21 protein-coding genes are annotated in these 21,426 nt (G+C 46.0%); 12 read left to right on the top strand and 9 right to left on the bottom strand.

Annotated features, from left to right (window positions below; all coding sequences use genetic code 11):
* Positions 1-55: 55 nt before the first annotated feature.
* Positions 56-1,039, bottom strand: coding sequence for an aldo/keto reductase (locus B853_RS17885; RefSeq protein ID WP_038885897.1), 984 nt, complete (start codon positions 1,037-1,039; stop codon positions 56-58).
* 60 nt (positions 1,040-1,099) lie between these two features.
* Between B853_RS17885 and B853_RS17880 the strand changes: the two genes are divergently transcribed.
* Complete coding sequence (locus B853_RS17880; RefSeq protein WP_050568986.1) at positions 1,100-2,059, top strand: LysR family transcriptional regulator; 960 nt, start codon at positions 1,100-1,102, stop codon at positions 2,057-2,059.
* Positions 2,060-2,172: 113 nt separating this feature from the next.
* On the opposite strand, the gene sigZ is transcribed toward B853_RS17880, so the two are convergent.
* The 4 genes from sigZ to B853_RS17860 all read right to left on the bottom strand — a co-directional run bounded on the left by sigZ (position 2,173) and on the right by B853_RS17860 (position 4,910).
* Complete coding sequence (gene sigZ / locus B853_RS17875; protein ID WP_038885898.1) at positions 2,173-2,733, bottom strand: RNA polymerase sigma factor SigZ; 561 nt, start codon at positions 2,731-2,733, stop codon at positions 2,173-2,175.
* Between the two features lie 76 nt (positions 2,734-2,809).
* Positions 2,810-3,208: a rhodanese-like domain-containing protein gene (locus B853_RS17870; RefSeq protein ID WP_038885899.1), complete on the bottom strand. Its 399-nt coding sequence runs from the start codon at positions 3,206-3,208 to the stop codon at positions 2,810-2,812.
* A 24-nt stretch (positions 3,209-3,232) separates the two neighbouring features.
* A complete protein-coding gene (locus B853_RS17865; protein WP_038885901.1) occupies positions 3,233-4,408 on the bottom strand; it encodes a MalY/PatB family protein in 1,176 nt (391 codons plus the stop codon).
* A 157-nt stretch (positions 4,409-4,565) separates the two neighbouring features.
* On the bottom strand, positions 4,566-4,910 hold the full coding sequence (locus tag B853_RS17860) for a hypothetical protein (protein ID WP_038885902.1): 345 nt from the start codon (positions 4,908-4,910) through the stop codon (positions 4,566-4,568).
* Positions 4,911-5,067: 157 nt separating this feature from the next.
* On the opposite strand from B853_RS17860, the gene B853_RS17855 reads away from it, so the two are divergent.
* Together B853_RS17855 and B853_RS17850 are read left to right on the top strand one after the other, a co-directional pair.
* Positions 5,068-5,595, top strand: a complete 528-nt coding sequence (locus tag B853_RS17855; protein ID WP_010453763.1) for a DUF2975 domain-containing protein — start codon at positions 5,068-5,070, stop codon at positions 5,593-5,595.
* An 11-nt stretch (positions 5,596-5,606) separates the two neighbouring features.
* Positions 5,607-5,825 (top strand): helix-turn-helix domain-containing protein, encoded by a 219-nt coding sequence (locus tag B853_RS17850; RefSeq protein WP_038885903.1) that lies wholly within the window; start codon positions 5,607-5,609, stop codon positions 5,823-5,825.
* Positions 5,826-5,909: 84 nt separating this feature from the next.
* Here the strand turns inward: B853_RS17850 and uxuA are convergent, their stop codons facing one another.
* The 3 genes from uxuA to B853_RS17835 form a co-directional block, all read right to left on the bottom strand.
* The gene (gene uxuA / locus B853_RS17845; RefSeq protein WP_038885905.1) at positions 5,910-7,097 is read right to left on the bottom strand and encodes a mannonate dehydratase; all 1,188 of its coding nucleotides are present in this window, start codon (positions 7,095-7,097) and stop codon (positions 5,910-5,912) included.
* A 129-nt stretch (positions 7,098-7,226) separates the two neighbouring features.
* Positions 7,227-8,018 (bottom strand): FCD domain-containing protein, encoded by a 792-nt coding sequence (locus B853_RS17840; RefSeq protein WP_038885906.1) that lies wholly within the window; start codon positions 8,016-8,018, stop codon positions 7,227-7,229.
* A gap of 107 nt (positions 8,019-8,125) precedes the next feature.
* Positions 8,126-9,109, bottom strand: a complete 984-nt coding sequence (locus tag B853_RS17835) for a TRAP transporter substrate-binding protein (protein ID WP_038885907.1) — start codon at positions 9,107-9,109, stop codon at positions 8,126-8,128.
* Between the two features lie 322 nt (positions 9,110-9,431).
* Between B853_RS17835 and B853_RS17830 the strand changes: the two genes are divergently transcribed.
* The 9 genes from B853_RS17830 to B853_RS17790 all read left to right on the top strand — a co-directional run bounded on the left by B853_RS17830 (position 9,432) and on the right by B853_RS17790 (position 19,548).
* Positions 9,432-9,947 (top strand): TRAP transporter small permease, encoded by a 516-nt coding sequence (locus tag B853_RS17830; protein WP_173399869.1) that lies wholly within the window; start codon positions 9,432-9,434, stop codon positions 9,945-9,947.
* An 11-nt stretch (positions 9,948-9,958) separates the two neighbouring features.
* On the top strand, positions 9,959-11,260 hold the full coding sequence (locus tag B853_RS17825) for a TRAP transporter large permease (protein WP_038871505.1): 1,302 nt from the start codon (positions 9,959-9,961) through the stop codon (positions 11,258-11,260).
* 90 nt (positions 11,261-11,350) lie between these two features.
* Positions 11,351-12,814 carry a mannitol dehydrogenase family protein gene (locus B853_RS17820; protein WP_038885910.1) on the top strand — a complete coding sequence of 488 codons (1,464 nt, stop codon included), beginning with the start codon at positions 11,351-11,353 and terminating at the stop codon, positions 12,812-12,814.
* A 12-nt stretch (positions 12,815-12,826) separates the two neighbouring features.
* On the top strand, positions 12,827-14,239 hold the full coding sequence (gene uxaC, locus B853_RS17815) for a glucuronate isomerase (protein ID WP_038885911.1): 1,413 nt from the start codon (positions 12,827-12,829) through the stop codon (positions 14,237-14,239).
* 3 nt (positions 14,240-14,242) lie between these two features.
* Positions 14,243-15,220, top strand: coding sequence for a sugar kinase (locus tag B853_RS17810; protein ID WP_038885913.1), 978 nt, complete (start codon positions 14,243-14,245; stop codon positions 15,218-15,220).
* A 9-nt stretch (positions 15,221-15,229) separates the two neighbouring features.
* Positions 15,230-15,859 (top strand): bifunctional 4-hydroxy-2-oxoglutarate aldolase/2-dehydro-3-deoxy-phosphogluconate aldolase, encoded by a 630-nt coding sequence (locus tag B853_RS17805; RefSeq protein WP_005477517.1) that lies wholly within the window; start codon positions 15,230-15,232, stop codon positions 15,857-15,859.
* Between the two features lie 331 nt (positions 15,860-16,190).
* A complete protein-coding gene (locus tag B853_RS17800) occupies positions 16,191-16,715 on the top strand; it encodes a YgjV family protein (protein ID WP_038885915.1) in 525 nt (174 codons plus the stop codon).
* A 318-nt stretch (positions 16,716-17,033) separates the two neighbouring features.
* A complete protein-coding gene (locus B853_RS17795; RefSeq protein WP_038885860.1) occupies positions 17,034-19,085 on the top strand; it encodes a glycoside hydrolase family 3 protein in 2,052 nt (683 codons plus the stop codon).
* Positions 19,086-19,152: 67 nt separating this feature from the next.
* Positions 19,153-19,548: a hypothetical protein gene (locus B853_RS17790; RefSeq protein ID WP_038871521.1), complete on the top strand. Its 396-nt coding sequence runs from the start codon at positions 19,153-19,155 to the stop codon at positions 19,546-19,548.
* Positions 19,549-20,186: 638 nt separating this feature from the next.
* On the opposite strand, the gene B853_RS17785 is transcribed toward B853_RS17790, so the two are convergent.
* On the bottom strand, positions 20,187-21,188 hold the full coding sequence (locus tag B853_RS17785; protein ID WP_038885863.1) for an arginine deiminase-related protein: 1,002 nt from the start codon (positions 21,186-21,188) through the stop codon (positions 20,187-20,189).
* Positions 21,189-21,426: the final 238 nt, after the last annotated feature.

Here is a 21,426-nt window from a genome sequence, read left to right as displayed (position 1 = left end):
CGTTTGTTTATCAAAAAAACTCAGCTCGTTGGTTTTCCCGATAGGAGGAAGCTAACTAAGAATTGATCCCTTTCATGCCTTCTTCTGTATATCTCGCTCCCGCGGGACGAAAGCTCTCTAGAGCCAACTCTATTTGAAGCAAATCTTCTCGGGTAAGCGAGACATTGGACGCACCCAAGTTATCGACGATGTGGGCCATTTTTTTCGTTCCTGGAATAGGCACAATATCCTTACCTTGAGCCAATAGCCACGCCAGAGCAATTTGGGCCGGAGAACACGACTTATTTTGCGCTATTTGAGCCACGATATTGGATAGCGGGCGGTTCGCCTTTAAATTACCTTCTGTGAATCTTGGTAATGTACTTCGCGCATCCCCTTCAGAAAAGTCACGATCAGAGTGAAAACGCCCCGTTAAAAAACCGCGCCCCAGCGGAGAGTAAGGGACAAAACCAACGCCTAATTCTCGACATGTGGGCAAGATTTCACGTTCCACATCCCGCGTCCACAACGAGTACTCGGTTTGTAAAGCAGTCACAGGGTGGACTGCATGTGCTTTTCTGAGCGTCGTCGCGTTGACTTCAGAGAGACCAATGTGGGCAATTTTTCCTTCAGTAACTAATTCTGCGAGCGTTTGCATGACCACTTCAATTGGTGTAGTCGAATCTAAACGATGGATATAGTACAGATCGATGCATTCAACACCTAAGTGACGAAGAGAATTTTCGCATGCTCTTCGGATATAAGCTGGACTATTGTCGATACGTCGTTCGTACTCTCCTGGTCGACGAACAATGCCACATTTTGTTGCTACCTTTACATCCGAACGATGATGTTTAAGAAAACGGCCAATCAGCTCTTCATTGTGAGAATTACCGTAAGTATCCGCCGTATCGAAAAAGTTGCATCCTAAATCCACGGCTTTATGAAGTACTTTTAATGATTCTTCATCGTCTGTTGGTCCGTAGAATTCACTCATGCCCATGCAGCCTAAACCAATTTCTGAAACTTCCAAGCCATTACCTAATATGCGCTTATCCATTTTTTTTCCTCTAGCTTTGTTATTCGCATATCAGTATATTTTCCAAAAGTGGAGTGATACATGGCCAATAATTGCAATCAGATTTCCGATATCGGAAACAAAGAGAAATCGAATCATTTAAATTGGGATGATGCCAAGATATTTTTAGGCATCGCAAGAGAGGGAACGCTGAGCGGCGCATCGAAATCGCTAAGGCTCGGAATCGCAACAGTATCACGACGATTAGAGCGATTAGAAAGCGCGATAGGCCTAAAATTATTTACCAGGGACCAACTTGGTTATAAGTTGACCGACGAAGGAATGGCGCTCATCGCTCAAGCCGAAGCTCTAGAACAGGCTGGTTATGCCTTCAGTGCGGCTGCTCAAGTTAATGACCAAGATGTTAGAGGCCACGTTCGTCTCGCCACTGCTCAAGGACTTGCCGATCATTTTATTATTCCTGCACTACCCCAGTTTCTGGCAAACCACCCAAACCTAACGATAGAAGTAGTAACCAGTGTATCTACCGTTAACTTACACAGGCACGATGCAGACATAGCATTGAGAATGGTTCGTCCAGAACGAGGGAACGTCAGTATCCAAAAATTAGGTGAGCTCGGCTTTGGCGTTTATGCATCACAGAGTTATCTAAAAAATAGGAAGAAGAATCAGCAAAGCGGCTCATTTGAGAACGATGATTTTATTGGTTGGTCAGAGACACTACAGCACCTGCCAGCGGCACAATGGCTAGAAAGGACGATGCGAGGAAAGCCTTGTAGGCTTATTACGAGCAACCTATCTGCACAATTCAGCGCGGTAGAGGCTGGGCTCGGTATGGCAGTACTTCCTCATTTTATCGCTCAACCTAAAGAATTAACATGTGTAGAAAGGGATATTGGCTGTGATCAATCCATTTGGTTGGCAATTCACTCCGACCTTTCCCACTCAAGAAGGGTGAGAACCGTAGCGGACTTTCTACACAAGCTTGTTAAAGAAAACAAAGACTTTCTTGAAAGTGGTAACGTTGAAATCAGAACATAATGCTCTTTGTTGATAGCTTGGGGTTGACTACTTTTAGTCATGACGAGACAACAAAAAAGCGCAGAGCCAAAACTGTGCGCTTTTACATTGTAAATCGAACGGATATTTTGGCTTTATGCCACTTCAGCACTGTACATTTGAGCCATGTGAAGACACTGCGGTTCTGGTGAGAAATCAACGATACCTCCTCGACCTGCTTCAACATTGCAGTACTCAACTAACAAGGCTTTGAGCTTAACTCGACCGCGCTGAATTCGGCTTTTCGTCGCAGAAAGCGAAAGTCCCAACTGATCTGCAACCGTTTGTTGAGGCAAACCGTCGAGTTCAGACAGAATCATGGCTTGGCGATATTTCTCTGGTAGACACTCAAACATTGTGCGCAAACAATGACCCATGGTTTGGAGATTCTCCAGCTCTATCGGCATTTCCTCTTCAACCTGATTGTCTATCAGCTCTTCGTAACTTTGCTGCGTACGATAGTGATCCATGATCGCGTTGTGCGTGATGCGATATAACCAACTTTTGATTTTGCTTCGCGCTTCTAACTGATCGATCTTTTGACTCGCCTTGATGTACACCTCTTGCAAAATGTCATCGGCTAAATCTGGATCACTGGTCTGTTTGACAATGTAGTTTTTGAGCTGCTCTTTGTGTGCCAGCCACTCTGCTAACATGCGACGGTCTCTATACATAAAACAATAATTCGATATTAATCGAAATATAAGCCGTATGGCAAGTATGACCTATACATTATGACTCAGACTCAACCGTGCCATCTGCTTTCACCCATTCAGCAAAACCACCAGCAAGGTTGAGCACAGGTCCAAGCCCCATGTCAGCGGCTTGTTTTGCCGCATAGAGGGAACGAAGTCCATGCGCGCAGTAAAAGACGTACGTTTTATCTTGAACAAAGACTGGATTGTGCACTGGGCATTGTGGATCAATCAGAAACTCCAACATGCCTCTTGGACAGGTAAATGCCCCCGGAATCACGCCAAGTTTGCGTCTTTCATCGGCTTCTCGTACATCCACGAATACGTAACCTTCGCCTGCAAACAGCGCTTTGGCATCCTCAATAGAGAGATCTGCGACACTCAAGCGCGCTTCTTCCGCTAGGGCTTTGATGCCTTTAGTGATGGTTTGTGTCATCGCTTTATTCTCCTACCACTTCACTTATTTGCGTTTATCGACAGCGGCTTTAAGCAGCTCAAACGAGGTTTGAATTTGCTCTAAAGAACAAGCGAAGTTCATGCGGTAGTAGTTTTCATTGGGTTCACCAAACCAAGTACCTGGCGTCAGCGCCATTTTGGCTTCTTCTGTAAGCAAGCTTTTTAACTGATAAGATTCCAATTCTAAACCAGAAAAATCCAACCAAATTTGATTGGTTCCTTGTGGCAGGAACGCTTTCACCTGCGGCAAGCTGTGCTCAATAAACTCAATAATCCAGTTACGATTGTTTTGCGTGTAGGCATGAAAGCCTTCAAACCACTCTTTACCCTGTTGGTAAGCAGCAATCGTCGCGTAAGTGGTAAACGCATTGCCATGATCGATAGACAGTGAAGCCGACGTCGCTTTGATTTTCTCGAAAAGTGCTTGGTTATCGCTGTAAATGTAGCCGTTAGAGATGCTGTTCAAACCAAAGTTTTTCGCCGGAGAGCCAATGATCGTCAGGCTGTTTTCATAACCTAATGAAGCCATACTGGTAAAGGTGGAACCTTCAAACACAATGTCGGCATGCACTTCATCACTGATGATCATCACCTTGTATTTCTCAGCTAACGCCACCATGTGCTCTAGTTCTGCTTTGGTCCAAACACGCCCCACTGGGTTATGAGGGTTACAGAGCAAAATCATTTGCACTTCACCACTTTTCAGCTGTTTTTCAAGCAGCTCAAAGTCCATCACGTAGTGGTCGTTTTCAATCTTCATTGTGTTGCCCACAACGGTTCGGCCCGCAGATTCAATCAAACGTCGGAACTGATGATAAACCGGAGTTTGAATCAATACGCCCTCACCTTCATTGGTGAACTCGCGGATCAGCAACGCAATCGCACTCAGTACGCCCGGCACTTGAACAAAGTTATCAGTGCTAAGCTCAAGACCATGCAAATCCTTATTCCAATCAGCAATGGACTGAAAAACCGTCTTGCTATCAAACTCATATGAGAAGGTTTCACGGCTGACAAGTTGCTGCATCGCTTGTGAAACAGGCGATGCAATAGGAAAGTCCATGTCTGCAATCCAATACGGTACAACTTGATCAGTTCCGTACACTTGGTTGAGCATTTGGCTATCGTGTTTGATGAATTTGTCTTTAATATCTGAGCGCGTTGTTTGCGGCTTGAACATGGCATTCTCCGGTCGAAATGTTTTGGTACTGATAAGACGATATGAACGAAGAAAAGATGCAGATTAATTTCAATTCTTTATTCTAAAAATAACTTATTACCACTTTTAATCTTTAGAATCATGACTTTAAAGAGCAAAAACTCATAAAAAACCGTGGTTACTCAAAATCCCATGAGAGGCCAACACTCACATCACCATCTTCGTTAGACTGCATTCGAGTTTTGATATTGCTGGTTGGAAAATGGGTAACGTAACATTCGACGTTTTTCTTTTTGTTTGCATCAGCAAGCGAAGTAAATTGCTCTTCTGTTCCTCTCGTGCATTTATCACCAGTAAAAGCATCGAGTTTTGTTGCTGTCTCCTTTGCATAAGGTGAACTTTCCCAAGAACTTTCCTCTGCGATACTGTAGTCCTCTGTCAGATCATCCAAGAAGATTCCTTCAGCCAAACCAGGTGCGGACACCACAGCTAATGTCGCCGCTATAAATATCGCTTTCTTCATTACCTTTACCCATTATCTTTATAAATCAATACTGAGACATTAAGTAGTTACATTAATAAAAGCAACGAAAACTTATCGTAAAACGATAATTTTTTATTGCGATATAATTTTCAACAGATTAGGATGAGCGAAAATTATATCTGATATGAGGTTTGTCATGTCTCAATATTCCATAAGCAAATTTAGTCGTAAGCTACTTATCCTATTTTGGTTTTCTATGATCTTCACAGTTGTGCTCAATACCGCCTTCTGGTTTGGGGCAACTCTGTTTGACGCGGAGTGGTTTCACGCCACCTTTCCCGTTGAAGTGGCGCTCCCTCTTTCCATTACGCGTTCTATAATTGGCTACTTCCCAAGCATGATCTCAACACTACTGACGGTTGCGTTACTGTGGCAGCTCATCATCCTTTTCCGTTTGTATGAGAAAGGGCAGATTTTTGAACGTCAAAATACGGAGTGTTTTAAGAAACTCAGCTACTTACTGATCGCAACCCCGTTTATAGAAGTCACGATGGACGTGCTTCTGAGCTTGGCTTTGTCGTACAATGACGGGAATTGGAATGTGTCGGCAGAAGTAGACGACAGCAACATTACTATGATGGTCATCGGTTTTATTGTCCGAGTCATCGCTGTAGTGATGGATAGAGCAGTCGAGCTACAAGAAGAAAGTGAGCTGACAATTTAAGTGAATGGTATATGGCGATTGTAATCAACTTGGACGTAATGCTGGCAAAACGGAAGATGCGCTCTAATGAGCTAGCAAAACTCATTGGTATTACTGAACAAAACTTATCGGTACTAAAAAATGGTCGAGCTAAGGCGGTTAAGTTAGCCACTTTGGAAGCCATATGTATGCATTTGAATTGCCAACCGGGTGATATTTTAGAGTTTGTGCCGGATAACGACGACGATTAACCGCCATCGTTACTAATAACCTTAAATAAAAACCGAAGCATTGCGCTTCGGTTTTTTTCTTTCATTGATGTAGAACGATGCCGCCTACTTAGTATAGAAAGCGCGTTTTAGTGCCATCTCTAGACCACGCACTTCAGCAAGACCTTTCAAGCGACCAATGGCTGAATAGCCTGGGTTGGTCTTCTTCTTCAAATCATCCAGCATTTGGTGACCATGGTCAGGACGCATTGGGATCAAACGGTGATCGCCTACTTCTGCGCGGCGTTGTTCTTCATCCAGAATTGCCATCACTACGTTGTACATATCCACATCACCATCTAGGTGGGCTGCTTCGTGGAACGTCATCGGGTTGCTTTCTTCACGCTTGGTTGAACGCAAATGAGTGAAGTAAACGCGGTCACCGTGCTTTTTGATCATCTTCACTAGGTCGTTGTCACCACGCACACCGTAAGAGCCCGTACACATGGTTAAACCGTTCATTTTGCTTGGCACTTTTTCGGTTAACCAGTCGATGTCTTCGATAGTTGAAACGATGCGCGGCAAACCAAGAATTGGACGCGGTGGATCGTCTGGGTGCACTGCTAGCTTCAAACCATGCGCTTCACACACTGGCATTAACTCCGCTAAGAAGTACGCCATGTGCTCACGCAGTTTGTCTTTGCTGGTACCAGCGTAGCGGTCCAATTGTGCTTGGAACTCTTCTAACGTGTAACCTTCTTCAGCACCCGGCAAACCAGCAATGATGTTGCTTGTCAGTTGTTGGATTTGCTCCGCCGTCATGTTGTTGAAGTACTCAAGCGCTTGCGCTTGTTCAGATTCGGTGTAATCCGCTTCTGCGCCCGGGCGTTTAAGAATGTGCAGCTCAAATGCCGCAAAAGCGATTTGGTCAAAACGTAGCGCTTTAGAGCCATCCGGCATTTCAAATTCGAGGTCTGTACGTGTCCAGTCGAGTACTGGCATAAAGTTGTAGCAGACCGTATCTACGCCGCACTCAGCAAGATTACGCAGCGTTTGTTTATAGTTGTCGATCCATTGTTGGAAGTTGCCCGTCTGAGTTTTGATTTCTTCGTGAACAGGAACACTTTCAACCACCGACCACGTTAAGCCTTTCTCTTCGATGATGGCTTTACGTTTTAAAATCTCTTCTTTAGACCACACTTCACCATTTGGAATGTGATGCAAGGCATTCACAATGCCTGTTGCGCCTGCTTGACGAATATCGTCTAGCGACACTGGGTCATTCGGACCGTACCAACGCCAAGTTTGTTCCATGACACTCACCTTTTTTAAGACGCACTCAGCCCGCTCGAATTATTCAAGCTAAGTGCACAACGACTTCTTAATATGCAGCCACGATAATGCAGCTGCGCTGACTAGAGCCGACCGAAGCCGGCAATGTGGTTAACTGTTTTCAGCACCCTGCAGAACAACAGGGTTAGAACTGAATAAGTAACCATCAAAATCTGGGTCATCGATGTCAGACAGCTCCAACAGGCGCTGTTTAACATTTTCAAGGTGTTGCCACATGGCATTTTTCGCAGCGATAGGATCTTTACGCTGCAATGCGGCGAGGATTTTGGCGTGATCGTCTAACCACTCTTCACGGTAGTCTTGACCAGCAATGCGGGAATGGAGCTTATTCCACATTGGGCTGCTCTCGCGTCGCTCCCAAGATTGCTTCAGCATGTCCACCAGCACAGAGTTTTGGGTTGCCTCTGCAATGCACATGTGAAACTTCTCATCACCGTTACAATCTGCGGTGCCACTGGCGAGTTCTTCTCGTTCTAACTCAAGGGCTGCGCGCATTTTCACGATATCGCCTGGCGTTACTTGCATCGCTGCAAATTCAGCAATATTACTTTCAAGTAACTGACGAGCTTGGAGCATTTCAAACGGACCAGCATCATCGCTGATCACGTTCTCACGGGAGTTCGGTTGAGATGGAATATTGATGACATACACCCCAGAACCTTTTTTCACTTCGACAAGGTTTTCCAGCTCAAGCATGATGATCGCTTCACGCACAACTGTGCGGCTAACGTCGAGACGTTCTGCGATATCGCGCTCAGGCGGCAACCTATCACCAACCTTGTACAGGCCGTTGATTAACTCTTGTCTTAGGACTAGACCGGTTTCTTGATACGGTCTTTTCGGTTCAAAAGGCATCATGATGATATTATCACTATATTCCATTTAACTTCTCACGCCATCATAACGACCAATAAAAATTGGTCAACCTCTATGTACCAGAATGTGGTAACACCTTGTTTTCGATTGTTTATTACTAATTAATTTGTGAATTACTTAACCGCTTTGATCTTCTCAACCAGTTCATTTAATTCAGGATTTGTCTTTTCTAAGTCCGCATACATTGGTTGAACCGCTTCAGCAAATGCCGCTTTGTTTGGCTCAACAAAAGTCACGCCCATCTTCTCTGCTTTCTTGCGCTCTTTTGCTTCCGACTCTGCCCATAGCTTCTTCATGTATTCTGAAGACTCTGCCGCTGCTTTCATCAGTGCTTGTTGCTGCTCCGGCGTTAGCTTGTCATACGTCTTAGTAGAGATAACCAAGATGTCTGGCACCATGGTGTGCTCATCCAAACTGAAGTATTTCGATACTTCGCTGTGACGGCTCAAGCTAAACGATGGGATGTTGTTTTCCGCAGCATCCACAACACCTTGTTGCAATGCCGTGTATAACTCACCATATGCCAGTGGCGTTGGGTTACCGCCAAGCGCTTTCACCATCGCAATCGCTGATGGACTCGGCTGTACGCGCACTTTCAGACCTTTTAGATCTTCTGGTGTGTTGATTGGTTTGTTGGTGTAGAAGCTACGCGCACCCGCGTCGTAGTAAGTCACACCAATAAAACCGCTGTCTGCCGAAGAATTCAGGATTTCACGACCTACTTCACCGTCTGTCACTTTGTAGTAGTGGTCTTTATCGCGGAACAAGTAAGGCATGTTAAATGCTGCGTAAGCTGGGGAGAAAGCTTCCAATTCTGCCGCGTTACTCTTCACCATATCCAGAGCGCCGTTTTGCATTAGCTCCATCGATTCACGCTGTGTACCTAGTTGTGCATCAGGGTAAATACGAATACGAACTTCACCGTCTGTCATTTCACGCACTTCTTTTGCCATAAAGTCCATTGCTTTATGTACCGCATGGTCACGTGGGTGGTTGTGACTCAGTTTCAAAGTGGTCGCAGCATAAGCAGAAGCAGTGGCGCCGAAGGTCATTGCAGCACCTACTACAGCGCATAGAAGAGTCTTACGCGTCATCATTGTTCTATTCTCCTTGGATTGGTTGTCCAATATGTAGGGTAGTTTTAATTTTTTAACGGTATTTCTTGTTTCGAGGCCATTATTGGCGATCAAAAAAGCCATCGTCAAAACAAAAATGCAAATTGATTGACCAAAATCACAATAGTAACCGTTAAATTGGTCAACCAATCCATTTGTGAACCCGCTCACGTGACAACCAAATCGGCTAACTTATAATCCAGCCAGAAAGATCAGCGTATGTTACTGCCCTACACAGAAACAATTCCTTACATTGGTAAACCAATTGTTATGAGATGCGCATATTTACTGAAAGGAAATGAAAATGAATAAATTGGTCACATATATAAACAGGGGGCTGGCTGCCTTTACGGTCTCTCTCTCGACCTTCCTCGTCATTTGCGTAGTCTGGCAAGTGTTATCACGCTATGTCATTGGCAGACCAAGCACCGTTACCGACGAGCTCGCCCGTTATCTCTTTATGTGGGTAGCCCTTATTGGTGCTGCTTACACCACAGGCCTTAAACGTCACCTTGCTATCGACTTATTGACGATGAAACTGCAAGGCAAACGCAAACTCATCAATGAAATCGTCATCCAAATCGCCATTGCACTGTTCTCTTACGTGGTGTTGGTTCACGGCGGTACGCAACTGGCACTTAAAACTTTGGCAACTGGTCAGCTAACGCCAGCACTGGGCTTGGAAATGGGCTACATCTACTTCTGCCTTCCAATCAGCGGTGCACTGATGATTTTCTACTCAGCGGTATTTGCTTTCGACCGCATCAAACAATTGACGTCTGGTGAAGCCCTACTCACCGACACCCAGCTTGATCAATAGAGGGTTCCACAATGGAATGGCAATTAATTCTCACCCTGTTCGGTAGCTTTGCAGTCTTATTGACTATTGGCGTACCGGTTTCTTTCGCTATCGGCTTGTCATCGCTAGCCACTATTTTAATGAGCTTACCGTTAGAACCAGCTATCGCCGTTGTCGCGCAGCGTATGGCGGCAGGCCTTGATAACTTTGCTCTACTGGCAATCCCGTTCTTTATCTTGGCGGGTAACATCATGAACCAAGGCGGTATCGCACTACGTCTTATCAACTTTGCTAAAGTGTTAGGTGGTCGTCTTCCTGGTTCTCTGGCGCATGTAAACGTGATGGCGAACATGATGTTTGGCTCTATTTCTGGCTCAGCGGTTGCGTCTGCAGCAGCGGTTGGCGGTACTATGTCTCCTCTGCAAAAGAAAGACGGCTACGATGAGAACTTCTCTGCGGCAGTGAACATCACTTCTTGCCCATCTGGTTTGCTGATTCCACCAAGTAACACTTTGATCGTGTTCTCGTTGGTGTCTGGCGGTACGTCTATCGCGGCATTGTTCCTAGCGGGTTACATTCCTGGCATCTTGATGGGTCTAAGCATCATGGTGGTGGCGGGCATCATTGCAAAACGCCGTGGCTACCCAGTGGCTGCGCGTCCTTCTCTGGCAATGGTTTGGAATACCTTCTTAAAAGCGGCCCCTTCTCTAGCACTGATTGTGATTATCATGGGTGGCATCATTGGCGGTATCTTTACAGCAACAGAAGCATCAGCTATCGCCGTGGTTTATACCTTTGTGCTTGCGGTGCTGATTTACCGCGAAGTGAAATGGCGTGACATTCCAAAGATCATCCTAGAGTCTGCGGTCACCACTTCTATCGTATTGCTACTGGTTGGCGCATCAATGGGCATGTCTTGGGCGATGGCGAACGCCGACATCCCTTACATGATTGCAGATGCCCTACTTGCTATCTCTGACAACCCAATGATGATTCTCTTGATCATCAACGTCATTCTGTTGATTGTCGGTATCTTCATGGATATGACACCAGCGGTACTTATCTTTACGCCTATCTTCCTGCCAATCGCACTAGATATGGGTATCGACCCTGTACACTTCGGCATCATGATGACCTTCAACTTGGCTATCGGTATCTGTACCCCACCAGTAGGTAGCGCGTTGTTCATCGGTTGTTCTGTGGCAAACGTTGCCATCGATAAAGTAATTAAGCCTCTACTTCCATTCTACGTAGCACTGGTTGCAGCTCTGATGGCCGTAACCTTTATTCCTGACTTGAGCCTATTCCTACCTAGGCTTGTTCTTGGTTACTAAATAGGTGCTTATATACTAAATAAGCTCTTAGCTACTCATTATTAAGATAAACCATCCCGCAGGACCGCCTGCGGGAAAAGGGATACAACAATGAAGACTATTTCTAATTCCACTCTGAATCATAACGTTCTGCTTCCGGACTACGACCGCTCAATACTTACAAGCCGTATTGTTCACCTCGGTTTCGGTGCTTTCCACCGTGCGCACCAAGCCTTATTCACCAATGAGATGCTGAGCAAAACGGGTTCTGATTGGGGCATTTGCGAAATCAACCTATTTGGTGGTGAAGATTTAATTCAATCGCTGCGCGCTCAAGACCACCTATACACAGTGGCAGAAAAAGGTGCAGAATCGACTGAGGTAAAAGTGATTGGTTCAGTCACCGAGTCACTGCACCCAAGCCTCGACAGCATTCAAGCTGTGTTAGAAAAAATGGCAGAGCCACAAGTGGCGATCGTTTCAATGACGATTACCGAGAAAGGTTACTGCGCTGACCCTGCAACGGGCACGCTCGATAAAAACAACCCACTTGTGATTGCTGATCTTGCTAACCCAACTGAGCCAAAATCGGCACTGGGTTACATTGTGCAAGCGCTTAAGATGCGTCGTGAACGCGGTCTGACACCATTTACCGTGATGTCTTGTGATAACGTGCAAGAAAACGGTCACGTAGCAAAAGCAGCCGTACTTGAGTTCGCTCAACTGCTCGACCCTGAATTACGTGACTGGATTGAAACCAACGTTACCTTCCCTTGCACTATGGTTGACCGCATTGTGCCAGCAGCCACAGAAGAGACACTGACCGAAATCGCAGATCTTCTTGGCTGTGAAGATCCATGTGGCATCGCTTGTGAACCATTCCGCCAATGGGTTATCGAGGACAACTTCGTGGCTGGTCGTCCAGATTGGAACGTGGCTGGCGCAGAATTTGTTGCCGACGTTGTGCCTTACGAAGAAATGAAGCTGCGCATGCTAAATGGTAGCCACTCGTTCCTAGCCTACCTAGGCTACCTTGGTGGTTACGCGCATATCTCTGACACCATGACAGACGAAGGCTACCGCAAAGCGGCATTTGACCTGATGATGCAAGCACAAGCCCCTTCGCTGACCATGCCAGAGGGCACCGATTTAGAAAGCTACGCTAAACTGCTTATCGAGCGCTTCACCAACCCAAGTTTGAAACACAAAACATGGCAAATCGCGATGGATGGCAGCCAGAAGATCCCACAACGCATGGGTGGCAGCTTACGATTCCACCTTGCTCAAGGCTCTAACTTCTCATGGTTGGCAACAGCGATTGCAGGTTGGATGCGCTACGTATCCGGCGTGGATGAGCAAGGCGACGATATTGATGTTCGCGATCCAATGGCAGAGACACTACGTCAGATCTGCGACCAACACGGCTTGAACGTTTCTGTTGTGCCTGCGTTGCTCGCGGTTGAAGCCATCTTCCCTGCAGAGCTTGGTCAAAACCCACAAGTGATTGATGCGGTGAGCAGTGCTTACCAATCGCTAATCGATAACGGTGCTCGTGCCACTGTCGCTGCGCTGTAATAGGAGTTAACGATGAAGAATTTCTTGTGTGAAGACTTTTTACTCTCAAACGAAACAGCACGTCGCTTGTACCATGAGCATGCGTTCCACCAGCCAATTTACGATTACCACTGCCACTTAAACCCAGCAGAAGTAGCGCAAAATCGTCAGTTCGATAACTTGGGTCAAATCTGGCTTGAAGGTGACCACTACAAATGGCGTGGTATGCGCTCGGCAGGCATTGCAGAGCGTTTGATTACCGGTGATGCGAGCGATTACGACAAATACATGGCGTGGGCGAAGACGGTTCCTCAAACCTTGGGCAACCCGCTTTACCACTGGACACACCTAGAACTGCGTCGCCCATTCGGCATTACCAAAACACTGTTTAGTCCAGATACTGCTGACCAAATTTGGCATCAATGTAATGAGCTACTGGCGACACCTGAATTTACAGCTCGCGGCATCATGCAGCAAATGAACGTTGTAATGGCGGGGACGACCGATGATCCTATTGATTCACTAGAACACCACAAAGCGATCGCAGAAGACGATACCTTTAACGTCAAAGTGCTGCCAAGCTGGCGTCCGGATAAAGCGTTCAAGATTGAATTGGACATGTTTGCGGATTACATGCACAAACTGGGCGAAGTAGCAGACATGGAGATCCGCCGCTTTGATGATTTATTGAGTGCACTCGATAAACGTTTGGCTCACTTCGATGCACATGGTTGTCGTGCGGCAGACCACGGTATTGAGATCGTCCGTTATGCGCCAATTCCAAGCGAGGCTGATTTAGATACGTTGCTGACTCGTCGTTTAAATGGCGAAGTGTTGTCTGAGCTTGAATGTGCGCAGTTCTCTACCGCGGTTCAAGTTTGGCTCGGTAAACGCTACGCGCAATTGGGTTGGGTAATGCAGCTACATATTGGCGCACAGCGCAACAACAGTACACGCATGTTCCAACTACTAGGTGCTGATGCTGGCTTTGACTCGATTGGCGATCGCCCATTTGCTTTTGAACTAGCACATCTACTGGATGAAATGGACCAAACCAACGAGCTGCCTCGCACCATTCTTTACTGTTTGAACCCTCGTGATAATGAAATGATGGCGACCATGATTGGTAACTTCCAAGGTGGCGGCATCGCGGGCAAAGTGCAGTTTGGCTCAGGTTGGTGGTTCAACGATCAGAAAGACGGCATGCAACGCCAAATGGAACAGCTTTCTCAACTTGGTTTGCTCAGCCAATTCGTCGGCATGTTAACGGACTCGCGCAGCTTCTTGTCTTACACCCGCCACGAATACTTCCGCCGCATCCTGTGTGACATGGTCGGTCGTTGGGCAGAGAACGGCGAAGTTCCAAATGACCTATCGTTGCTTGGTCCTATGGTCGAAGACATCTGTTTTGGTAACGCAAAACGCTACTTTGAAGAGAGGGCGTAACCAATGAAGCACATCGCCATTATTGGTGAATGCATGATTGAGCTGAATGGCAAACCATTCGGCTCAATGCATCAAACATTTGGTGGGGATACGCTCAACGCTGCGGTTTATTTGAGCCGCGGCTGCGAAGCCAATAGCAAACCCGATGAAGTTAAAGTTTCTTATGTTACCGCTCTTGGCAATGACCCGATCAGTACGGGCATGCTGACTCGCTGGGAAGAAGAAGGCATTTCGACAGACTTAGTGCTGTGCGATGAGACTCGCACACCGGGTTTGTATTTGATTCAACTTGATGACCAAGGTGAGCGTACATTCCTATATTGGCGCAACCAATCGGCAGCACGTTACCTACTTCAACATCCAAATTTCGGAATGGTTAAGCAAGCATTAACTCAGGTTGATGCGGTATTTCTCAGCGGTATTTCTTTAGCTATCTTACCGGAAGAAGACCGAATTTCACTGCTCAACTTATTGGTCGAGCTTAAAGCTCAAGGTGTTGAAATTGCTTTTGATAGCAACTTCCGCCCTGCATTGTGGCCTAACGACGATAATCAAACCGTCAAAAACGTTTACCAAGCTATGTACCAACTGACTGACATTGCATTGGTGACTTTCGATGACGAGCAATTGATCTGGGGTGACGAAACACCAGAGCAAACCATTGAACGCCTTACCTCTCTTGGCGTGGGCAAATGCATCGTCAAGCTCGGCGCGGATGGCTGTTTGGTTCAAGACTCAACAAATCAGGGTTCGAGCGCGGCTCTGGCTCCACAAGCCGTGCCAACCCAACCTGTCGCTCAAGTGGTGGACACCACATCGGCGGGCGACTCATTCAATGGTGGCTTTTTATCGGCATACCTTGCTGGCGCCGATCTCGCGACCTCATGTCAAAGAGGCAACGCTCTGGCAGGTGCTGTGATTCAACATCGCGGTGCCATCATTCCCAAAGCATTCACACAACCGGCGCTTGGCGTCGTTTAAGGAACACTCATGTCTAGCATTAAAGAACAATTGAAAGCTCTGAAAGTCATCCCTGTTATCGCCATTGATAAAGCAGAAGACATTATCCCACTGGGTAAAGTACTGGCAGAAAACGGATTACCTGCTGCTGAAATCACCTTCCGTTCAGCAGCAGCTGCAGAAGCGATTCGCCTACTGCGTGAAACCCAGCCAGACATGCTGATTGGCGCAGGTACGGTACTGAACCGCGAGCAAGCGATCGCAGCAAAAGAAGCGGGCGCAACGTTCATCGTATCGCCTGGCTTCAACCCAAATACCGTTAAAGCGTGCCAAGAAATCGGGATTGATATCGTACCGGGTGTGAACAACCCAAGCACAGTTGAAGCCGCACTGGAAATGGGATTAACCACCTTGAAGTTCTTCCCTGCGGAAGCCTCTGGCGGCATCAACATGGTGAAATCACTGCTTGCGCCATACACCGACATCGAACTAATGCCAACAGGTGGTATTAACCCTGCAAACATCAAAGATTACTTAGCTATCCCGCGCGTATTGGCATGTGGTGGTACATGGATGGTAGACAAGAAACTTATTGAAGAAGGTAACTGGGAAGAGCTTGCACGCCTAACTCGCGAAGCAGTAGCGCTTGTGAATGAGTAATGATTGGTAAGTAGCCTCAAGGCTCTTGGGTAACCCCTTAGCGATTGAGATAAAGTGCCCAGCCCTCCCCTTGTGGAGGGCTGATTCGTTCAAAGCATAGCTCAATTGATTGGGTTATCGCGGTAAGTAGATTCCTGATCTCGCCTAGGCTCGTCGAATGACGATATGACAAATATCCTCCTATTCGTCATCCTGAAAAGCGATGCACGAGCGTGATTCAGGATCTACTCACAGAGTGAATCGAACTCTAAAAGAGCGGCAACTTTGCAGGATGCTCATTTGCCTACTCACTTAACGAGATGAATCAAAGTCCAACACTCTAGGAAAATAAATGGAAAACTGGTTAGCACAAGCCGTTGGTGGCATTGCGTTTATGGTTGGCGTGATGGCATTCTGGCAGAAAGACGACATGCGCTTTCGCTATCAGATGATGGCGTTTTGTTTCATCATGGGTATTCATTTTACCCTGATGGGCGCAACCGTCGCCGCCATTGGCGTGATCATTAATGGCATTCGCAGTTTCGCCTCAATCAAAACTCAATCGCGCAAAGTGATGTGGTTCTTCATTGCACTGATGTGGCTAATGACCCTTCCAAACATCACTCACTTTTTTGAGCTACTCACGGTAATCGGATCGTCGGTCGCCACTTGGGCGCTCTTTTCCAAACAAGGCATCACCCTACGCAGCTTAATTTTGTTTAATTCCTTCTGCTGGGTCAGCCACAATATTTGGCTTGGCTCTATCGGCGGTTCATTGGTCGAAAGTACATTTATCATCACCAACTTACTGACTATATATCGCTTGTATCAATCAAATAAAATTAATAATCAGATGAAAACTGTGAATGATAACTGATGTATTTGTCCCTTTTTATAATCAAGTAATCGTTCCGAAGTAAATAATAGCAGACATGATATTACATAGAATTTGGAAGCAACCTAACACTTACGTAACTACATGATTTAAATAAAATTAATCAAAAGAATCTCAATTCAAAATCACGATAACATTTAATGTGGTCAACCTATTTTTAATAATAGATTGAGTTAAATCACCTAAATAAAAAATATGGTGATCCAAATCTGTAGTTTAATTAAATTTGGTTAACCAAAATGCGGGTAATTATTAATATTGGTCTAGAACAAACAACTATACCAACATTAGGACAGCGACATGAAACGTCTTACCCAACTCACTCCTATCGCAGTGGCGCTTGTTCTCGCAGGGTGTAACTCATCCGACGATGACAACAGCTATGTTCAACCAGAAGTCTTCTCTCGAGTACATGACGTACTGAGTGTTGATGGTTATCAATTCAGAGACTCCAATGGCAACGGAACGTTAGAACCATTCGAAGATTGGCGCCTAACACCAGAAGAGCGTGCCGCCGATCTTGTTAGCCGAATGACGCTGGAAGAAAAAGCCGGCATGATGCTGATTGACACTCTCAATTCTGGTGAAGGTGGTGTCGTGACAAGCAAAGGTCAAGACATGATCGCCGACGCTCAGATGACCCGCTTTATTTTCCGTAATAGTGTGGTTGAAACGCCGGAAAACGCCCCGAACTGCGACAGCGGACGCTCTGGTTGCCAAATCTCGCCGAAAGAAGCTGCCACCTTCATGAACAGCGTTCAAGAGTTACGAGAGAAAACCCGCATGGGCATTCCTGCGTTATTCAAATCAAACGCGCGTAACCACATCGATCCATCAGCGAAAGCAGGCATTAACGTCTCTTCCGGTTCATTCTCTGCATGGCCAAAAGAAGCTGGACTTGCCGCCACTCGAGATATGGCACTGATCGAAGAGTTCGCTGGCATTATGAATGAAGAATGGTCATCAATTGGCTTGCGCAGTATGTACGGTTACATGATGGATCTCGCGACAGAGCCTCGCTGGTATCGCGTGCATGAAACCTTTACAGAAGATGCGGATCTTGCAGCAGATATCATGCGTTCTTTGATCAACGGCCTACAAGGTGGTGGCGCAATTGATCAAGATAGTATTGCCCTTACAATCAAACACTTCCCTGGTGGTGGCCCTCAAGAAAATGGTGGTGATCCGCACTACGACTTTGGCCAAAACCAAGTTTATCCAAAAGACAACTTTGACTACCATTTGATTCCTTTTATCGCAGCAATCGATGCTGGGGCTTCTTCCATCATGCCTTACTACGGTATCCCTGTAGATCAGAAGTGGATGCCAAACGATGTGGGCATGTCCTTCTCTAAAGGCATTGTCACCGACCTACTGCGCGGTGAGCTAGGCTACACCGGTAATGTCAACTCCGATACAGGTATCATCGGCGACAGAGCATGGGGTGTAGAAGACAAAACCATTGATGAGCAAGTTGCGATGGTGATTGAGGCTGGTGTTGATGTGTTATCAGGCTTTAATGACAAAGACGTCATCGTGAATTTGGTCAACAAAGGGCTGATTGACGAAGAACGTGTCGACCTCTCAGTAACCCGCCTAGTCAAAGAGCAATTCCAACTTGGCTTGTTTGAAAACACTTACGTGGACGTAAACAATGCACAAGAAATCTTAGGCAATGCCGAACATCAAGAGCGCGCAGATTACGCTCAGAAGAAATCCGTGGTTCTGTTGCAAAATACAGAGAAGACACTGCCGCTTGCTAAACCAAGTACGGACAAAGCAGTTTCGCTCTACGTGATGGGTATGGATGAAACCATCGCAGGTGATGAACGTTATGGCTTTGACGTGACGTCTGGTGATTACGAAGAGGGAGAAGTTCGCCCAACAGTACCTGCAGGAACCGATTACGCCGTTATTCGCGTCCGCGTTTCCAACGCAGGTGCGGATCCTGAGCTTATCTTTGGCGGTGCAAACCCAGATGAACTCGACCTGTTGGCATTCAGCCAAATGGCAACCGCAGCATCTTGGAAAATTGAGCCAAGTCTGACCGATATACAAGCCGTCATGAGTGAAATTGGCGCAGAGAATACCGTGCTTTCAATTAACTTCCGTCAACCGTTTGTACTGGATGATGCAAGTAACATGAAAAAATCGGGCGCAATCTTAGCCACCTTCGGTGTATCAGACCGCAACTTAATGGAAGTCCTTTCAGGTAATTTCGTTCCTCAAGGCAAGCTTCCATTTGCACTGGCAAACAGCGCGCAAGCGATTTTGAACCAGCACTCTGACTACCCGGGTTATGACAAAGCAGATACCTTGTACGAATTCGGTCACGGGCTAAGTTACGAATAACCTTTTACCCACCTAACTAGGCGGTGTCTCGGCGCTGCCTTTGTTGGATCTACTTGAGGAATAAACCATGGAACACATACTGCAGTTAGACTGGGTTGACCAAAGCATTCCCCATAAAGTTTGGGTTGAACAATACTATGACGGCTGCCGCATTTGTTTAAAAGTCGTCAAGGATGTTGAGCCAGAAATGCTCTCACTTATTGTGCCTAACATTGATGTGAAAAACGTTCGTCAGGCATGGCAAGGTAAAGCTATCAACGTTACACCAGCTTATGATGATGGCGTACTTTTCACTCAAACCCGTTCACTGTTCAACCTCCCTCATGGTTGCGTGATTTGGGCAGTTACTCATATCAAGATGCAAAATGGTTTGAAGATGTCCGCAGACAAACTCTGTTTTGTACCTAAACACTCAAAACAAGATTCTCGCTTTCAACAAGAGCATCACGCTGAGGCATGTTAAATAAGGAAGGTCGGCTATTGTGGTTGGCCTTTGTTATCTAAAGTTTATTAATTAGCTTAGTCAGAGATGAGGTCACACGTTAAACATAAGTTGAAAAACTATCTTTGTGATATGACTTCTAAAAGTAACTGCAAAAGTCGTTGATTATACAGCCAGTCATCAAGTAAACACCCTTTCGCAATTTCATAAGTTGACATAAAAATCAACAATTTAATCAAAAATCAGACCATTACCTGCCGCCGGTTTTAACTCAATTACTCACAAAGATGCTTATTCCTCACGCAGCGCACATGAAAAGTTCACATCTTGGTCATGCTCTAAGGTCTAAAATTACTTTTGAATTCGTGTCGAAGGACGATATGAACAATTGCTAATTGTGGGAGGTTACTATGGAAAAGAACTGTCCAATATGCCAAACGGAGCTTATTGGCCGAAGCCAATATTCAGTATGCCCAAGAAACAGTATTGGTGAATGCGCTTATGATGGCTATGAGGATCTGCACGCTCGTTGTTGTCATGAAAAAACAGATAGCACGCGGGAAAGTGAAGCTCCTTCTTTAGACTAGATACGACGAGAATGACACAAAAAAGCACCACATCTTTCAGCATGGTGCTTTTGAAGGAAATTTGCGGGAGTGTTAGAGCACAGCTTTGCGACTTGGTAGGAACACTTCGCCGAGCATGCAACGTACAGAACCACCGCCAATCGATTCGATGGTAGAAACATCGAATGGCAGCAATTTTCCATGTGTCGCTAGTTGATTTCTTTGTGCAGGTGAGAATGCATCATAAGCCGATTGAGACATAGCAATCACCTTATCGCCGCGTACCGTTTCCAATTGAAGGATGTTGCCACAGAACTGGTTCATCTGCTCAAGAGAAATCGAGATCACCTGCTTATCTTTCGCCAATGATTTAAGCACAAAGCGACGCTCAAATTCAGGGATCACTTCATCACATATCACGCAGAACTGCTCACCTACCGCCATCATCACGTTAGTGTGGTAAATCGGCGCGCCAGAAGGCAAACGGGTTTGGAAAGAAATCACGCGATCATAACCAATGCGCTTGGCGTAATCTTCTAACACCAGACGATCACAACGTTGTGAAAGGGCCGCATAAACGGTTTTGTTGAAGTGGTCAAACACCATCACGCCAGTGCTTTCTAGGTAGGCTTCTTCATCAAGGTATTCGGTTAATGAATCTTGTTGATGCACTTCTCGACCCGCTTGCGCTAATGCTGCGACCAGCACATCTGGGCGAACTTCATGCTGACGGTTTTCACACGCCATCGGGAAGGTATACAAAGTGCCTTCTGGAGTGGTGCTAAACCAGTTGTTCGGGAACACCGCATCTGGCGTGGCAATGTCTGATTGAGGGTAATCAAACTCGACGACTTGCACGCCTTCCTTACGCAATGTTTCAACCATCGCGGAAAATTCAGCCATGGTGTTACGTGAGACCTCTTCTTGAGTCAGAGACACTTGGTGTTGAAACTCGTTGTCTTGCGCGGTTTCTTCATTAAAGCGAAACTCTTTCGGCGGAACCATCACAACACAATTAGCGGTATGACGCTGAGCACTTTGCGTACTTTCTTCTGGTTCACGTGCATTCTGAGGCACTGATTCGTGTAATAGCATCCATCTTATCCTTATCACTAGAACGATGAGATTGTAAAATTATTGTTAAGCTCGGTTTTGCTGTTTTTAATAACAATTCCATCAATCAAAAGTAATATTCACTGACAAAATACAAAATTGTCCGACTTTTTATTGTCACTTGGTCGATTTACTGTTTTGTGACGCGTGAATGGTCATCTCAAGAATAATGCACTAGCGAATTCTTTATAACCAACTAGTTACATTTAAAAGGCAATCG

The sequence above is a fragment of the Vibrio rotiferianus CAIM 577 = LMG 21460 genome, assembly GCF_002741985.1.
In the GTDB taxonomy this organism is placed as follows: domain Bacteria; phylum Pseudomonadota; class Gammaproteobacteria; order Enterobacterales; family Vibrionaceae; genus Vibrio; species Vibrio rotiferianus.
Note: the sequence above shows the minus strand (reverse complement) of the source record. Positions and strands in the feature narration are given on the sequence as shown.

What these genes read in the sequence shown, in the direction of transcription:
- B853_RS17885 (WP_038885897.1), bottom strand. Translation starts at nt 1,039, where the DNA reads ATGGATAAGCGCATATTAGGTAATGGCTTGGAAGTTTCAGAAATTGGT.
- B853_RS17880 (WP_050568986.1), top strand. Translation starts at nt 1,100, where the DNA reads ATGGCCAATAATTGCAATCAGATTTCCGATATCGGAAACAAAGAGAAA.
- sigZ (WP_038885898.1), bottom strand. Translation starts at nt 2,733, where the DNA reads ATGTTAGCAGAGTGGCTGGCACACAAAGAGCAGCTCAAAAACTACATT.
- B853_RS17870 (WP_038885899.1), bottom strand. Translation starts at nt 3,208, where the DNA reads ATGACACAAACCATCACTAAAGGCATCAAAGCCCTAGCGGAAGAAGCG.
- B853_RS17865 (WP_038885901.1), bottom strand. Translation starts at nt 4,408, where the DNA reads ATGTTCAAGCCGCAAACAACGCGCTCAGATATTAAAGACAAATTCATC.
- B853_RS17860 (WP_038885902.1), bottom strand. Translation starts at nt 4,910, where the DNA reads ATGAAGAAAGCGATATTTATAGCGGCGACATTAGCTGTGGTGTCCGCA.
- B853_RS17855 (WP_010453763.1), top strand. Translation starts at nt 5,068, where the DNA reads ATGTCTCAATATTCCATAAGCAAATTTAGTCGTAAGCTACTTATCCTA.
- B853_RS17850 (WP_038885903.1), top strand. Translation starts at nt 5,607, where the DNA reads ATGGCGATTGTAATCAACTTGGACGTAATGCTGGCAAAACGGAAGATG.
- uxuA (WP_038885905.1), bottom strand. Translation starts at nt 7,097, where the DNA reads ATGGAACAAACTTGGCGTTGGTACGGTCCGAATGACCCAGTGTCGCTA.
- B853_RS17840 (WP_038885906.1), bottom strand. Translation starts at nt 8,018, where the DNA reads ATGGAATATAGTGATAATATCATCATGATGCCTTTTGAACCGAAAAGA.
- B853_RS17835 (WP_038885907.1), bottom strand. Translation starts at nt 9,109, where the DNA reads ATGATGACGCGTAAGACTCTTCTATGCGCTGTAGTAGGTGCTGCAATG.
- B853_RS17830 (WP_173399869.1), top strand. Translation starts at nt 9,432, where the DNA reads ATGAATAAATTGGTCACATATATAAACAGGGGGCTGGCTGCCTTTACG.
- B853_RS17825 (WP_038871505.1), top strand. Translation starts at nt 9,959, where the DNA reads ATGGAATGGCAATTAATTCTCACCCTGTTCGGTAGCTTTGCAGTCTTA.
- B853_RS17820 (WP_038885910.1), top strand. Translation starts at nt 11,351, where the DNA reads ATGAAGACTATTTCTAATTCCACTCTGAATCATAACGTTCTGCTTCCG.
- uxaC (WP_038885911.1), top strand. Translation starts at nt 12,827, where the DNA reads ATGAAGAATTTCTTGTGTGAAGACTTTTTACTCTCAAACGAAACAGCA.
- B853_RS17810 (WP_038885913.1), top strand. Translation starts at nt 14,243, where the DNA reads ATGAAGCACATCGCCATTATTGGTGAATGCATGATTGAGCTGAATGGC.
- B853_RS17805 (WP_005477517.1), top strand. Translation starts at nt 15,230, where the DNA reads ATGTCTAGCATTAAAGAACAATTGAAAGCTCTGAAAGTCATCCCTGTT.
- B853_RS17800 (WP_038885915.1), top strand. Translation starts at nt 16,191, where the DNA reads ATGGAAAACTGGTTAGCACAAGCCGTTGGTGGCATTGCGTTTATGGTT.
- B853_RS17795 (WP_038885860.1), top strand. Translation starts at nt 17,034, where the DNA reads ATGAAACGTCTTACCCAACTCACTCCTATCGCAGTGGCGCTTGTTCTC.
- B853_RS17790 (WP_038871521.1), top strand. Translation starts at nt 19,153, where the DNA reads ATGGAACACATACTGCAGTTAGACTGGGTTGACCAAAGCATTCCCCAT.
- B853_RS17785 (WP_038885863.1), bottom strand. Translation starts at nt 21,188, where the DNA reads ATGCTATTACACGAATCAGTGCCTCAGAATGCACGTGAACCAGAAGAA.